The sequence below is a fragment of the Rhizobium sp. WYCCWR 11128 genome, assembly GCF_013416305.1.
Classification (GTDB): Bacteria; Pseudomonadota; Alphaproteobacteria; order Rhizobiales; family Rhizobiaceae; genus Rhizobium; species Rhizobium indicum.
Map to the genome: position 1 here is coordinate 876,690 of NZ_JACCEZ010000001.1, position 13,656 is coordinate 890,345.

A 13,656-nucleotide genomic window follows, 5' to 3' on the forward strand; every position below is an offset into this window, starting at 1 on the left:
TGAGACGCCAATTGCTTGTCACCCCTCGGTGAGTTCGATCAATTCACGCAGTAGAACCGCGTCGTCGGACGCGGCATGGTCGTCAGGCCGTAAAACATGGGCAAGCCATGCGCCGTCCGCCGCCAGGCGAACGATCTCCAGCCGCATTCCCATGTCGGTTTCGGCGTGCCTGACCAGCCGGTCATTCATCCATCTGTGCCAGAGGCTCTTGGAGTAGGGGTCGGCGAGCACCGTCATCGTCTGCGCCGACCACGGGCTGTTGGCAAGGGCTCGGTCGGCAAACAGGGTGCGGACATAGGCGCGGGTGAATGTGCCATGGCCGCCCTTATCCTTTTCAAGCTCCTCGTCGATCTCGCGGTCGAGGCTTTCCATCATGCCGTCGAACACGGCCTCTATAAGAGCCTGCTTATTGGGGAAGTGATGAAACAGCCCTCCCTTGGTCACGCCGGCTGCGCTGGCGACTGCCTGCAGGCTGACGGCGGCCAGGCCATGCTCGAGCGCCAGCTTCCTGGCGCAATCGAGAAGAGCCTGCCGCACGACATCCGGCTGTTTCTTTCTGTTGCGGGGGCTATCTACCAATGCATGACCTGTGTTCGAGATAAGCTACGCGCCGAGGCGCCTGAGAAGATCAGTATCACTCCCGGGATCGCCGGGCCATGGGAGTTCCGATCATGATAATGCTATCATACCAACCGGTAGGTATCTTGCAAAGCAAAAAAAGATCGACTATCTGTCGGCCGAGGAGGCCCGCCGAACGTCATTTCGGCGGGCTGTGCTTTTTTGGACCCCAGCGGGACCAGCAGGAAGGCTAATGAACATGCTTTTTCGAACGAAATCATTGCGTTATACGTTTGTCCTGGCGCTGATATTCGGTGCCGGCCTGCCGGCTTACGCCCAGGAAGGCGGCGCGATGCCGCCAGCAGCCGTCGGCGTCCTGACGCTCAACGCGCGTCCGGTTCCCGTTATCAGCGAATTGCCCGGCCGCATTGCCGCGACGCGCGTTTCCGAAGTGCGGGCCAGGGTTTCCGGCATCCTGCAGGAACGGATCTTCGAGCAGGGCAGCCTCGTTCATCAGGGCGATGTGCTCTACCGGATCGATCCGGCGCTTTTCCGGGTCCGCGTGGCCAGTGCGGAAGCAAGCCTCGATCGCGCCAGGGCGACGCAGCTGAATGCCCGCCAGCAGCTAGACCGGCAGAAGTCGCTGCGCGACCGCGATGTTGCAAGCGGTATCGAATATGATGCGGCCGCCGTCGCCCTTGCGCAGGCCGATGCCGATATCGCGCTGGCGCAGGCTGCGCTCGACGAAGCGAAGATTAATCTCGGCTATACCGAAGTTCGCGCGCCTATATCAGGCATCATCGGTGGCGCGCTGGTGACGGAAGGCGCGCTGGTGACGGCCGACGCCGGCGACGCGCTGGCGATGATCCAGCAGATCGACCCAGTTTATGCCGACTTCATGCAATCCTCCGGAGACCTGCTGGCGCTGAAGCGGGCGGTCGAGAACGGCAGCCTCACGTCGACCGAACCAGGCAAGGCCGACATCAAGCTCGTCTTTGATGACGGCACGGTCTATGGCGAAGCCGGTAAGCTGCTCTTCAGCAGTGCCAGCGTCGATGCGACGACCGGGCAGGTCACCCTTCGCGGTGAATTTCCCAATCCGAAGGGCGACCTGCTGCCGGGTCTTTACATCAGGGTCCGCATCGAACAGGCCGTCCGTGAGAGGGCGATCCTTATCCCGCAGCGCGCCGTCATCCGCACGGCCGACGGCAAGGCGCAGGTCTATGTCGTCCAGGAGGGAGACGTAGCACAGCCGCGTGACGTGGAGCTCGGTCAATCCTTCGGCAATGAATGGGTGGTCGAAAGCGGCCTGTCACCAGGTGAGCGTCTCGTTGTCGACGGCGGCCAGAAGCTGCAGCCGGGCGCAAAGGTCGCCCCGGAAGAGTGGCGGAATGGCCAGCTCGCGTCCGGTGACGCCAAGAAGCCGGAGTAAGATCGATGGCACGTTTCTTTATCGATCGCCCGATCCTTGCCTGGGTCTTTGCGATCTTCATCTCTCTCGCCGGCCTGATCGCTCTACCGTTCCTGCCGGTTGCGCAATATCCAAAGGTGGCGCCGCCGCAGCTCAGCATCACCACCAGCTATCCCGGCGCGTCGCCGCAGGACATTTATCAGGGCGTTACTCGCCAGATCGAAGAAGAGCTGAACGGCGTCGAGCACCTTTCCTATTTCGAGTCGACCTCCGATACCTCAGGCGCAATGACGATCACCGCGACCTTTGCGGCCGGCACCGATATCGACCAGGCCTCGGTCGACGTTCAGAACGCCATCCGCCGCGTCGAACCGCGGCTGCCGCAATCCGTCAAGGATCAGGGCATCACCGTCGAGGAGGCGTCCTCAGGCTTCCTGATGTTCATCTCGCTGACCTCGACGGACGGGAAGACCGACGAGGTGGCGCTCGGCGACTATCTCAACCGAAACGTCATCGGCGAGCTGCGCCGTCTCGAAGGCGTCGGCCGCGCCCAGCTGTTTGCGTCGCAGCGGGCGATGCGCATCTGGATCGATCCCGACAAGATGGTCGGCCTGAACCTGACAGCATCCGACATCAGCGCGGCGATCTCGGCGCAGAACGCCCAGGTCGCGGCAGGCCAGATCGGTGCAGCACCCAATCCGATCTCGCAGGACCTGACGGCGACGGTGCTGGTGAAGGGGCAACTGACCGATATCAAGGAGTTCGGAGACATCGTGCTGCGCGCCAATGCCGACGGATCGAACGTCAGGCTGCGCGATGTCGCGCGCATCGAAGAGGGCAGCGAGAGCTACAGTTTCTCGACCCGCTTGAACGGGCAGCCGAGTGCCGCCATCGCCATCCAGCTGTCGTCGACGGGCAATGCCGTCAATACGTCCAACCTGGTCAAGGCGAAGATGGAGGAGCTGTCACGCTTCTTCCCTGATGGCGTCGAATATTCCGTTCCCTATGATACCAGCCCGTTCGTCTCGGCATCGATCGAGAAGGTGGCGCATACACTCGCAGAAGCCGTCGCGCTCGTCTTCGTCGTCATGCTCATCTTCCTGCAGAGCTTCCGCTATACCATCATTCCGACGCTCGTCGTGCCCGTCGCGCTGCTCGGGACGCTTGCTGTCATGTTTGCCGCCGGCTTCTCGATCAACGTGCTGACGATGTTCGCGATGGTGCTTGCCATCGGCATTCTGGTCGACGACGCCATCGTGGTGGTGGAAAACGTCGAGCGGTTGATGGCGGTGGAAGGGCTGTCACCGAAGGAAGCGACCAAGAAGGCGATGCGGCAGATCACCGGCGCGATCCTCGGGATTACGCTGGTTCTCTCCTGCGTCTTCGTGCCGATGGCGTTCTTCCCAGGCTCCACAGGCATCATCTACCGTCAGTTCAGCCTGACCATGGTCGTATCCATCCTGTTTTCGGCCTTCCTGGCGCTGTCGCTGACCCCGGCGCTTTGCGCCACCTTCCTGAAGCCGATCAAAGGTCATCACGAGAAGAAGGGTATCGCCGGCTGGTTCAACCGCAACTTCGACCGGCTGACCGGCCGTTATGCCCGCACCGTCGAGCGACTGGCCAAGCGCTCCTGGCGGGTGATGGCCGTCTATGTCGCGCTGCTCATCGGCCTTGGCTATCTCTTCGTCAACCTGCCGAGCAGCTTCGTGCCGGATGAGGATCAGGGCTTCCTGATCGTCGACGTGCAGGGACCGCCGGAGGCGAGTCGCAACCGCACGGTGGCCTCGCTCGAAAGCATCGAAGCGATCTTCAAGAAGGAGCCGGCCGTTGCCAACGTCGTTGCGATCCAGGGCTTCAGCTTCTCTGGGCAGGGACCGAACGCCGCCCTGGTGTTCGTCACGCTCAAGGACTGGGCTGAACGCGGCGCCGGCAATTCCGTGCAGGAGATCTCCAACCGCGCCAACATGCAGCTGTTTGGGCTGAAGGACGCCACATCCTTCGCGCTGTCGCCGCCGCCGATCGAAGGGTTCGGCACGACCAACGGCTTCACCTTCCGCCTTCAGGATCGCGGGGCGAAAGGCCAGGCGGCACTGACCGAGGCGGCGGGAATGCTGATCGGCAAGGCATCGCAGAACCCCATCATATCAGGCATCCGACCGGAGGGCATGCCTGACTCGGCCCAGCTCGTGCTCGTTATCGATCGCGAGAAGGCAAATACCTTCGGCGTCGCCTTCGCCGACATCAACAGCACGATCACCGCCAATCTCGGCTCGAGCTATGTCAACGACTTCCCGAATTCGGGCCGCATGCAGCGCGTCATCGTGCAGGCACAGGACAAGAGCAGACTTCAGGCGGAAGATCTGATGAAGCTCAATGTCCGCAATGCGAGCGGCGGCATGGTGCCGCTATCGTCCTTCGCCGTCGCCGAATGGCAGAAGGGACCGGCGCAGATCGTCGGCTATAACGGTTACCCTTCCGTACGTATCTCTGGCGCTCCGGCGCCTGGATATTCGTCGGGGGCGGCGATTGCCGAAATGGAGCGGCTGGCCTCGGAACTTCCCGACGGCTTCGGCTTCGAATGGACCGGCCAGTCGCTGGAGGAGCTGAGATCGGGATCGCAGGCGCCGTTCCTGTTCGGCCTCAGCATCCTTTTCGTCTTCCTGCTGCTGTCGGGGCTTTACGAGAGTTGGTCCATCCCGTTGTCGGTGATGCTGGTCGTGCCGCTTGGCGTCATCGGCTGCGTGCTCGCGGTGATGAGCCGCGACATGTCCAACGACATCTACTTCAAGGTCGGCCTGATCGCGATCATCGGGCTGTCGGCGAAGAACGCCATCCTGATCGTCGAATTCGCCAAGGACGGTTTTGCCGAGGGCAAATCGCTGATGGATGCCGCGATCGAAGGTGCTCGTCTGCGCTTCCGGCCGATCATCATGACCTCGCTCGCCTTCACTTTGGGCGTGGTGCCTCTGGCGATCGCCACCGGGCCAAGTGCGGCGAGCCAGAATGCCATCGGCACGGGCGTGCTCGGCGGTATGATCTCGGCGACGGTATTGGCGATCTTCTTCGTTCCCGTCTTCTTCGTCTTCGTGCTGCGTCTCTTGAGGACGAAGCGGCCGGAGACTGTAAACGAGGAGGCGCCGGCCGGGCAGGAGCCGGCAACCGTCACGTCGCCGACCTGAGGTGAAGAGTTGGAGGGTTGCCTTGCGCAACTCGCCACACCTTTGCGCGGTTGGATTTCAGGAATTATGCCTTTGGCTTCGGCGTGATCGTCACGTCGGCGCCATAGGCATCGCGCAATTCGCCTTCCTGTCCCGGCTGCCGGTCGGCGGCCTGATGCAGCAGGATCGACTCGTATCCTTGCGAGCGCGTCCCCTCGATCAGCGTGATATCGGCGTTTCCGGGATTGTCGGAGCGCTCGAACCACTCGACAGGGCGGTGCAGGAAATTCATCTCGACCGCCCGGTTGGTGACGCCATGGCCGACGATCACGACGTTGTGGTCGCTATTTTCGGCGTCGTGCATGACTGTCTGCAGGAACAGACGCACCCGCTGGGCCACATCCGCCCGGCTTTCGCCATCCGGCGGCCGGGCGTAGAACTTGCCGCTGTTACTGCGCAGCCTCGCCCATTTTTCGAACTCCTCGGGAAACTTCTGCTTCTGTTCGGCGTGGTCATAGATTTCGGTGAAGAGACCGAAGTCCTGCTCGCGCAGCAGATAATCCTCCCTGATATCGCCGACGAAGCTTTCCGGCAGGGCTTCGAGCAGCGCATCCTTGCTCTGCCGGGTCCTGAGAAAGGGCGAATACCAGATCTGCAGCTTGCCGAAACCCGCGTTCGGCAATGCCTGGAGATAGGACGCGATCACGCCGCCTGCCTCGAGAGCCTGCCGATGGCCCCATCGCGTCAGCGGCACATTGTGATCGCCGAATTGGCGGTAGGCCTGTTCATTGATGTTGCCGAGGGATTCGCCGTGGCGAACGAGAAAGAGACGCATCAGCCATCCCGCATTGTCGGATATGAATCGCCGTCATCATGAACGCCCTGAATGCACAGGGCAACCTTGTCCGCGGACCTGGCGGCGACGGGCATACTGCCCACGTGGCGACGGCCATGCGGCCACGCGGCGACGGGCATGCTGCCTTCGCGACGACGGGCATTCTGCCCGCGTGGGATGAACAGGTTTGCAGGGCTTTTCCCCAGCTTGTCATCTTCCTGAAACACGAGTCTGGTTTTGGAAGGTTAGATGAAAGATGGGACATGAGCGGCAGCTCGTGAAAGACATGATGGAACCCAGACATTTCCGCACGCTCTTCATTTCCGATGTCCATCTCGGCTCGAAGGCCGCGAAGGCCGACTTCCTGCTGGATTTCCTGCGCCACCACGAGGCCGACACGATCGTGCTCGTCGGCGACATTGTCGACGGCTGGCGCCTGAAGCGCAGCTGGTACTGGCCGCAGGTCTGCAACGACGTCGTCCAGAAACTGTTGCGCAAGGCGCGCAAGGGCACGCGCGTTGTCTATATTCCAGGCAATCACGACGAATTCCTGCGCGCCTTCCCGGGCATGCATTTCGGCGGCATCGAGGTCGTCGAGCGCATGATGCATGACGGCGCCGACGGCAAGAAATACCTGATCCTGCACGGCGACGAGTTCGACGTCGTGGTCCGCAACGCCCGGCTGCTCGCCTATCTCGGCGACTGGGCCTATGACACGGCGATCCGCATCAACATCATCCTGGCGGCAGTGCGCCGCCGGCTGGGTATGCCCTACTGGTCGTTCTCGGCCTGGGCGAAGCTGCAGGTCAAGCATGCCGTCAATTTTATCGGCGAATTCGAGCGCGTCGTGGCCGAGGAAGCCCGCAAAAACGGCGCCGACGGCGTGATCTGCGGACATATCCATCATGCCATCATCCAGGATATGGACGGCATCCGCTACATCAACACCGGCGATTGGGTGGAAAGCTGCACGGCGGTCGCCGAGCACGAGGACGGCACCTTCGAACTGATCACCTGGCGGGCGCTCGCCAGCAGTGTGCCGGCGCTTGCCGCCATCGAAATGCATGACGAGGGTGAACTGGCCCCGCAAGCCGCCTGATTTTGGCGCCGGCGCTTTACAGCGCCGCGTGTCTTTTCAGACGCGCAAAGGACGCTGTAGCACTTTGAAATTTTGCAGTAGGAATTTAGCCGTTACCGTCAGGCGACAGGCCCTATTTTTTTTCTAAAACGTTTCAGAAGGGCTATTTCTCGCAATAGTCGCTTCCGGGGTGGTGTGTTAGGACAACGACGAGTTTCCTTCAGGTCCATCCATGATTCCCGCTCAAATTTCCCCGACGGGTGAGGGAGCGCCGCGGCGCTTCCGATTGCTCAGCGCGCTTTCCTATTGCGCGCCGCTGCTCGTCAACGGCATCGTCCTGCCGTTCTTCCCCGTCTGGCTTGCGGGCCACAGCTTCAGCGACCACGAAATCGGTGTGATCTTGGCCGTTCCGATGGTGGTGCGCGTGCTGGTGGCGCCTGTTGTCGCCATGATTGCCGACCGGATGAAGGAGCGCGCCGACGTACTGCTCTGGTCAGGCGGCCTGTCGCTGCTGACGGCCGTAGCACTCTACTGGACGACGACTTTCTGGCCTGTCTTCATCGTCTTTACGCTGCAGGGCGCCACCTTCGCGCCCTATGTGCCGGTCGTCGAATCGATCGTCATATCGGGCGTGCGCCGCTGGGGGCTCGATTACGGATCGATGCGGGTCTGGGGTTCGATTGCTTTCATCGTTTCGACGCTGGTTGGTGGCCAGCTGATCAACCGGTGGGGCGGCGGGATGGTGCTTGATGTCATGGCGTTCGGCTTTATCATGACCGTTGTCATGGCGATCTTCTGTCCGCGCATCGGGCCGACGCGGCGCCGCGGCCAGCCGATCGATCTTCCGGCCGCCACCGGCAGCGGCCTGCGGGAGCCACACCTGCTGCTACTCTTGATCGGCGTCGCCATCCAGCAATCGAGCCATGCGGTGCTCAACGCCTTCTCCTCGATCTACTGGCATCACCTCGGTTTTTCCGGCACCGAGGTCGGCCTGCTCTGGAGCGCCGGCGTCGCTTCGGAAGTGACGGTGTTCTTCCTGTCGAAGCGCCTCAGCCGTCGCTTCGACGCCTGGACGCTGATCCGCTTCGGTTGCGCCATCAGCGTCTGCCGCTGGATACTGTTTCCGATGAATACGGGATTTGCCGGTTTCTTCCTGCTGCAATGCTTCCACGGCTTCACCTACGCCTTCGTGCATACCGGCGTGCAGCGACGGATCATGGCGACGGTGCAGGAGACGCAGGAATCTTCGGCACAGGGCGCCTATTTCTTCTATGTCGGCATGGCGATGGCGCTGATGACCCTGGCGTCGGGTTATCTCTATGCCTGGCTCGGCGTCGTCAGCTATTACGTCATGGCGCTGGTCGCGTTTTCCGGCCTCGGCCTCGTCATCTTCGCCTATTACCTTCAGCCCCAAAGGGTGCTTTCCGGCGGAAAGACCAGCGAAGCGGCGTAGCGCAGGCCGGGTTCGCGGTCGCGGGCAAGCAACAGCGGACCGTCGAGATCGACGAAATCGGCATTCTGGGCGAGCAGAACGGCGGGCGCCATGGCAAGCGAGGTGCCGACCATGCAGCCGATCATGATGCTGAATCCAAGCCGTTCGGCCTCGGCCTTCATCGACAGCGCCTCCGTCAGGCCGCCGGTCTTGTCGAGCTTGATATTGATCGCGTCGTAGCGGTCGGCAAGGCTCGCGAGATCGCCGGTGTGGTGGACGCTTTCATCGGCGCAGACGAGGAGAGGGCGGCGGATTTCGGCAAGCAGCCCATCGCGGCCGGCCGGCAGCGGTTGCTCGACGAGGGCGATGCCTGCTTCGGCGGCGATATGGAGATGACGCTCCAACACTGCTTCCGGCCAGCCCTCATTGGCGTCGAGGATGATTTCGGCATCGGGCGCGGCGGCGCGGACGGCGCGGATGCGGCTTTCATCGTCGCCGGTGCCGACCTTGACCTTCAGCAGGGCGCGGCCGGCATGCTCGCGCGCCTGAGCGGCCATCACCTCCGGCTCACCGAGCGAGATGGTGTACGCGGTGGTGAGTGGCTGCGGAGCGGAAAGGCCGAGGCGGGCGGCGACGCTGTCTCCCGTCCGCTTCGCCTCGAGATCCCAGAGGGCGCAATCGACGGCGTTGCGGGCCGCGCCTGGCGGCATGGCCGACAGCAGGTCATGGCGCGAAATGCCGGCCTCGATCAGCGGTCGCGCAGCCTCGATCTGGGCGAAAACACTCTCCATGGTCTCGCCGTAGCGGCGGTAGGGCACGCATTCGCCAAGCCCCTGCGCACCCTCTTCGACAAGCGTGCAGGTGATGACCTCGGCTTCGGTCTTTGCCCCGCGCGAGATTGTGAAGGTCCCGGCAATTGGGAAGGAATTCATCTGGATATCGAGGGTGCGCGGCATTATTGCTCTCCTGCAAGCATGGAAATTGCACGGTGCTTCTGTATATTGACGCGCCGGGCGAACGATCTGCTTCGCGATTCGGCAATGTCGCTGTAAGCCTTGAAAGACACAAGTATCTTGAACGCCGAGAATCGCAACGCCGCCTCACTGCAAGTGGACGACCAGGCTGATGGCTCGGGACAGCGTGTGCGTCTTCAGGGCAATTGGCGCAGCGCTTACATCCATCTGGTGCTGCGCGATTTCGAAAAGCTCCTGCAAAAGAAGAATGGCGATCTGACGGTAGACCTCTCGGAGATTTCGGAGATTGACACCGCCGGCATCTGGCTGCTGTGCCGGCTGAAGAAGCAAGAAGAGGCGGGCGGGCGGACGGTTCGCTTCGAAGGCACCAACTCGCATATCGACGAAATGCTGGAGATGTTTTCCGAGGAGCCGGCTAAGCCCGAGCCGGAGCAGGTGGAGAAAGTCTCGCTTGCCACGCGCATCTTCGCGCCGATCGGCAAAATGACCTATGAGGTCTGGGACAATTTCGCCGCTGCCATGTATATCCTCGGCTCGGCTGTGCGCGGCGCGCAGATGAAGTTCGGCCGCGGCAGCGGCGTTTCGCCTGCCTCGATCGTCAACCAGATCGACCATATGGGCGTTCGCGCCGTTCCGATCATCTTGCTGATGTCTTTCCTGATCGGGGCGATCATCGCCCAGCAAGGCGCCTTCCAGCTGCGCTACTTCGGTGCTGAGGTCTTCGTCGTCGATCTCGTCGGCATCCTGCAATTGCGCGAAATCGGCGTGCTCTTGACCTCGATCATGATTGCCGGCCGCTCGGGCAGCGCGATCACCGCCGAAATCGGTTCGATGAAGATGCGCGAGGAGATCGACGCGCTGAAGGTGATGGGGCTGAACCCGATCGGCGTGTTGATCTTTCCGCGGCTAGTGGCGCTGACCATAGCGCTGCCGCTTTTGACGGTGCTGGCAAATTTCGCCTCGCTGGGCGGTGCTGCCGCCGTCGCCTGGGGCTATTCCGGCATCACCTTCGCCAACTTCCTGTCGCGCCTGCACGAGGCGGTCACACTGTCGACGGTGCTCTCAGGCATGATCAAGGCGCCGTTCATGGCATTGGTCATCGGCATCGTCGCCGCCGTCGAGGGGCTGAAGGTCGGCGGCAGCGCGGAATCGCTCGGCCAGCACGTGACGGCCGCGGTGGTGAAGGCGATTTTCGTCGTCATCCTGATGGACGGGCTTTTTGCGATGTTCTATGCAGCGATCGATTTCTAGGATGGCGGACCGCGTGGACGAGAAACCGATCGATACGGAAGACAAGGACGAAAGGGACATCGTGCTGTCGGCGCGCGACGTCACCGTCGGCTTCGGCTCCAAGGTCGTGCTCGACAATCTGAACCTCAATATCTACCGCGGCGAGATCCTCGGCTTCGTCGGCGCGTCGGGCACGGGTAAATCGGTGCTGATGCGCACGGTGCTCCGGCTGCTGCCGCGCCGCTCCGGCACGATCAAGATCCTCGGCCAGGATTTCGACGAGCTCGATGAACCGCAGCGCAACGCCCTCGACATGCGGCTCGGCGTGCTGTTCCAGCAGGGAGCGCTGTTCTCGTCGCTGACGGTCAAGGAAAACATCCAGGTGCCGATGCGCGAATATCTCGACCTGCCGACCTCGCTGATGGACGAATTGGCGCATTTGAAGATCCGTATGGTCGGGCTTGCAGCCGATGCCGCCGACAAATATCCATCCGAACTGTCCGGCGGCATGATCAAGCGCGCAGCCCTTGCCCGCGCACTGTCACTCGATCCGGAACTCGTCTTCCTGGACGAGCCGACCTCCGGCCTCGACCCGATCGGTGCGGCCGAATTCGACGAACTGATCGCCAACCTGCGCGATAGTCTGGGATTGACCGTGTATATGGTGACGCACGACCTCGACAGCCTGTTTTCGGTCTGCGACCGTATTGCCGTGCTCGGAAAGAAGCGAGTAATGGTGGAAGGCACGATCGACGACATGCTGGCCTATGACGATCCGTGGGTGCAGGCCTATTTCAAGGGCAAACGCGCGCGGTCGATTGTGCCGCAGAACGATGCTGCCGCGCGGCACGACAGCAGCGGAAAGTGACCGGATAAGATGGAAACCAAAGCCAATTACACGATTGTCGGTTTTTTCACGGTGCTGGTGATCGCGGCTGCCTTCGGCTTCGTCTACTGGATGGCCGAATATGGCCGCGGCGGCCCGATGACGGAACTGATCGTTCGTATTCCGGGCTCGGCCAACGGTCTCAGCGTCGGCTCGCCGGTGCGCTTCAACGGCATCCAGATCGGCTCGGTGCAGACACTGTCGATCGATGCCGACGATCCGCAATATTCGCTGGCCTTCACCCAGGTGCGCACCGATGCGCCGATCTACCCCTCCACCAAGGCCGCCCTTGAAATCCAGGGTTTGACCGGGGCTGCCTATATCGAACTCTCGGGCGGCCGCAAGGGCGAGGAAAGCATCCTCCAGCATGCGATCGACAATAACAAGCGCGCCGTCATCGTCGCCGACCAGTCGAGCGTCACCAATCTTCTGGCGACCGCCGACAAGATCCTCGATCGCGCCAACGACGCGGTCGGCGAGCTTCAGGGTTTCATCGAAGATTCGCGCGGGCCGTTGACCGAGACTTTCAAGAATGCCGAGACGTTTTCGGATGCGCTTGCCAAGAATTCCGGCAATATCGACGCCTTCCTGCAGAGCGTGGGTGAGCTCTCCAATACGGTGAAGGCGGTCTCCGGCCGTGTCGATTCGACGCTTCAAGCCGTCGAGTCGCTGGTCAAGGCGGTCGATGCGCAAAAGATCGATAACATCGTCTCCAATGCCGAGAAGATTACCGCTAATGTCGCCGATGCCTCCGGCGACCTCAAGGGCGCGATCCAGAAGTTCGACCAGACGGCCACAACCTTCAACGATTTCGGCAAGCAGGCGCAGGCGACACTCGATCGCGTCGATACGCTCGTTGCCCAGATCGACCCGGCGAAGGTGAAGGGTTCCGTGGACGACATCGCGCAGGCGACCAAGGATGCGCGCGCCGCCGTCGCCTCGATCCGCGAGGTCGCGAACACGGTCTCGGCGCGTCAGAAAGATATCGACCAGACGATCCAGGACGTATCGCAGCTTTCCAACAAGCTGAATTCGGCCTCGACCCGCATCGACGGCATTCTCATCAAAGTCGATGCGCTGCTTGGCACCGACAATACGCAATCGCTGTTCACCGAGGCGCGCAATACGCTGGAATCCTTCAAGAAGGTCGCCGACAACCTGAATTCGCGCATTGGACCGATTGCCGACAATCTGCAGAAATTCTCGAGCGGCGGCTTGCGCGACGTGCAGACTCTCGTCAACGACATGCGCGGAACCGTCAGCAATCTGAACGATACGATCACCAACTTCGACCGCAATCCGCAACGCCTGATCTTCGGCGGGGACACGGTGAAGCAATATGACGGCCGGACGCGGCGTTAACTGGGAAATCAGGGGTAGCCTAATATGGTCGCATCGCATTTGTTGTCGCGCCGTTCACGGATCAGGGGAACGGTGATCGCGCTGCCGCTGACGGCGCTGATCCTTTCGGGGTGCGGCACCGCGGCCAAGAACGACACCTATGACCTGCCCGCTGCCGTCGACGGCAGTGGACCCGCGGCCAAATCCCGCCAGATCCTGATCGCCAGCCCGACGGCGCTAAGGTCGCTCGACAGCGAGCAGATCGTCATCCGTGTTTCGCCTTCGGAAATCCAGTATCTCTCAAAGGCGCAGTGGGGCGACAAGCTGCCGCGCATAGTGCAGTCGAAGCTGGTGGAAGCCTTCGAGAACTCGGGCAAGCTCGGCGGCGTCGGCATGCCGGGGCAGGGGCTGGCGATCGACTACCAGATCGTCACCGATATCCGCGCCTTCGAGATCGACGCTTCGCACGGCAACCAGGCGGTGGTCGAAATTTCCGCCAAGATCCTCAATGATCGCAACGGCTCGGTGCGCGCCCAGAAGGTGTTCCGCGCCATGGCGCCGGCCGGCGGCGACAATGACGGCTTCGTCAAAGGCCTCGACCGCGCCTTCTCCAACGTCGCCTCCGAGATCGTCAGCTGGACGCTGCGCTCAATTTGAATTTGAATTTCGATGCCGCCCCGTGAATATCGGGGGTTGTCGATTGTGAAAAATATTTGATCCCATGGCATAGGGGTCGTCATCGTATTCAATTTC

The 13,656-nt window shown here is 61.8% G+C and carries 11 protein-coding genes; 8 read left to right on the forward strand and 3 right to left on the reverse strand.

From position 1 onward, the window contains the following. Positions 1-18: 18 nt before the first annotated feature. A complete protein-coding gene (locus tag HX898_RS04280) occupies positions 19-579 on the reverse strand; it encodes a TetR family transcriptional regulator (protein WP_138329274.1) in 561 nt (186 codons plus the stop codon). A gap of 232 nt (positions 580-811) precedes the next feature. Between HX898_RS04280 and HX898_RS04285 the strand changes: the two genes are divergently transcribed. Together HX898_RS04285 and HX898_RS04290 are read left to right on the forward strand one after the other, a co-directional pair. Next, a complete protein-coding gene (locus tag HX898_RS04285; RefSeq protein WP_180194079.1) occupies positions 812-1,990 on the forward strand; it encodes an efflux RND transporter periplasmic adaptor subunit in 1,179 nt (392 codons plus the stop codon). Between the two features lie 5 nt (positions 1,991-1,995). Beyond that, the gene (locus tag HX898_RS04290; RefSeq protein ID WP_138329275.1) at positions 1,996-5,148 is read left to right on the forward strand and encodes an efflux RND transporter permease subunit; all 3,153 of its coding nucleotides are present in this window, start codon (positions 1,996-1,998) and stop codon (positions 5,146-5,148) included. A 64-nt stretch (positions 5,149-5,212) separates the two neighbouring features. On the opposite strand, the gene HX898_RS04295 is transcribed toward HX898_RS04290, so the two are convergent. Continuing rightward, positions 5,213-5,962: a phosphoglycerate mutase family protein gene (locus tag HX898_RS04295; protein WP_138329276.1), complete on the reverse strand. Its 750-nt coding sequence runs from the start codon at positions 5,960-5,962 to the stop codon at positions 5,213-5,215. A 256-nt stretch (positions 5,963-6,218) separates the two neighbouring features. Between HX898_RS04295 and HX898_RS04300 the strand changes: the two genes are divergently transcribed. After that, a complete protein-coding gene (locus HX898_RS04300; RefSeq protein ID WP_024321852.1) occupies positions 6,219-7,061 on the forward strand; it encodes a UDP-2,3-diacylglucosamine diphosphatase in 843 nt (280 codons plus the stop codon). Positions 7,062-7,272: 211 nt separating this feature from the next. Continuing rightward, entirely contained in the window at positions 7,273-8,493 is a 1,221-nt protein-coding gene (locus HX898_RS04305) for an MFS transporter (protein ID WP_138329278.1), read from the forward strand. Here the strand turns inward: HX898_RS04305 and dgcA are convergent. Continuing rightward, positions 8,445-9,428, reverse strand: coding sequence for an N-acetyl-D-Glu racemase DgcA (dgcA, locus tag HX898_RS04310; RefSeq protein WP_180194080.1), 984 nt, complete (start codon positions 9,426-9,428; stop codon positions 8,445-8,447). The genes HX898_RS04305 and dgcA overlap by 49 nt on opposite strands. A 99-nt stretch (positions 9,429-9,527) precedes the next feature. On the opposite strand from dgcA, the gene HX898_RS04315 reads away from it, so the two are divergent. The 4 genes from HX898_RS04315 to HX898_RS04330 are packed head-to-tail and all read left to right on the forward strand — an operon-like array spanning position 9,528 to position 13,560. After that, on the forward strand, positions 9,528-10,697 hold the full coding sequence (locus HX898_RS04315; protein ID WP_171598709.1) for an MlaE family lipid ABC transporter permease subunit: 1,170 nt from the start codon (positions 9,528-9,530) through the stop codon (positions 10,695-10,697). Position 10,698: 1 nt separating this feature from the next. Beyond that, positions 10,699-11,544 carry an ABC transporter ATP-binding protein gene (locus tag HX898_RS04320; RefSeq protein ID WP_018445167.1) on the forward strand — a complete coding sequence of 282 codons (846 nt, stop codon included), beginning with the start codon at positions 10,699-10,701 and terminating at the stop codon, positions 11,542-11,544. 9 nt (positions 11,545-11,553) lie between these two features. Next, positions 11,554-12,924 (forward strand): MlaD family protein, encoded by a 1,371-nt coding sequence (locus tag HX898_RS04325; RefSeq protein ID WP_180194081.1) that lies wholly within the window; start codon positions 11,554-11,556, stop codon positions 12,922-12,924. A 24-nt stretch (positions 12,925-12,948) separates the two neighbouring features. After that, positions 12,949-13,560: an ABC-type transport auxiliary lipoprotein family protein gene (locus HX898_RS04330; RefSeq protein ID WP_138329281.1), complete on the forward strand. Its 612-nt coding sequence runs from the start codon at positions 12,949-12,951 to the stop codon at positions 13,558-13,560. Positions 13,561-13,656: the final 96 nt, after the last annotated feature.

Bases quoted from the DNA above. Each gene is read 5' to 3' on its own strand.
- HX898_RS04290 (WP_138329275.1), top strand. From the start codon at position 1,996: ATGGCACGTTTCTTTATCGATCGCCCGATCCTTGCCTGGGTCTTTGCG.
- HX898_RS04330 (WP_138329281.1), top strand. From the start codon at position 12,949: ATGGTCGCATCGCATTTGTTGTCGCGCCGTTCACGGATCAGGGGAACG.
- HX898_RS04285 (WP_180194079.1), top strand. From the start codon at position 812: ATGAACATGCTTTTTCGAACGAAATCATTGCGTTATACGTTTGTCCTG.
- HX898_RS04305 (WP_138329278.1), top strand. From the start codon at position 7,273: ATGATTCCCGCTCAAATTTCCCCGACGGGTGAGGGAGCGCCGCGGCGC.
- HX898_RS04295 (WP_138329276.1), bottom strand. From the start codon at position 5,962: ATGCGTCTCTTTCTCGTTCGCCACGGCGAATCCCTCGGCAACATCAAT.
- HX898_RS04300 (WP_024321852.1), top strand. From the start codon at position 6,219: ATGGGACATGAGCGGCAGCTCGTGAAAGACATGATGGAACCCAGACAT.
- HX898_RS04320 (WP_018445167.1), top strand. From the start codon at position 10,699: ATGGCGGACCGCGTGGACGAGAAACCGATCGATACGGAAGACAAGGAC.
- dgcA (WP_180194080.1), bottom strand. From the start codon at position 9,428: ATGCCGCGCACCCTCGATATCCAGATGAATTCCTTCCCAATTGCCGGG.
- HX898_RS04325 (WP_180194081.1), top strand. From the start codon at position 11,554: ATGGAAACCAAAGCCAATTACACGATTGTCGGTTTTTTCACGGTGCTG.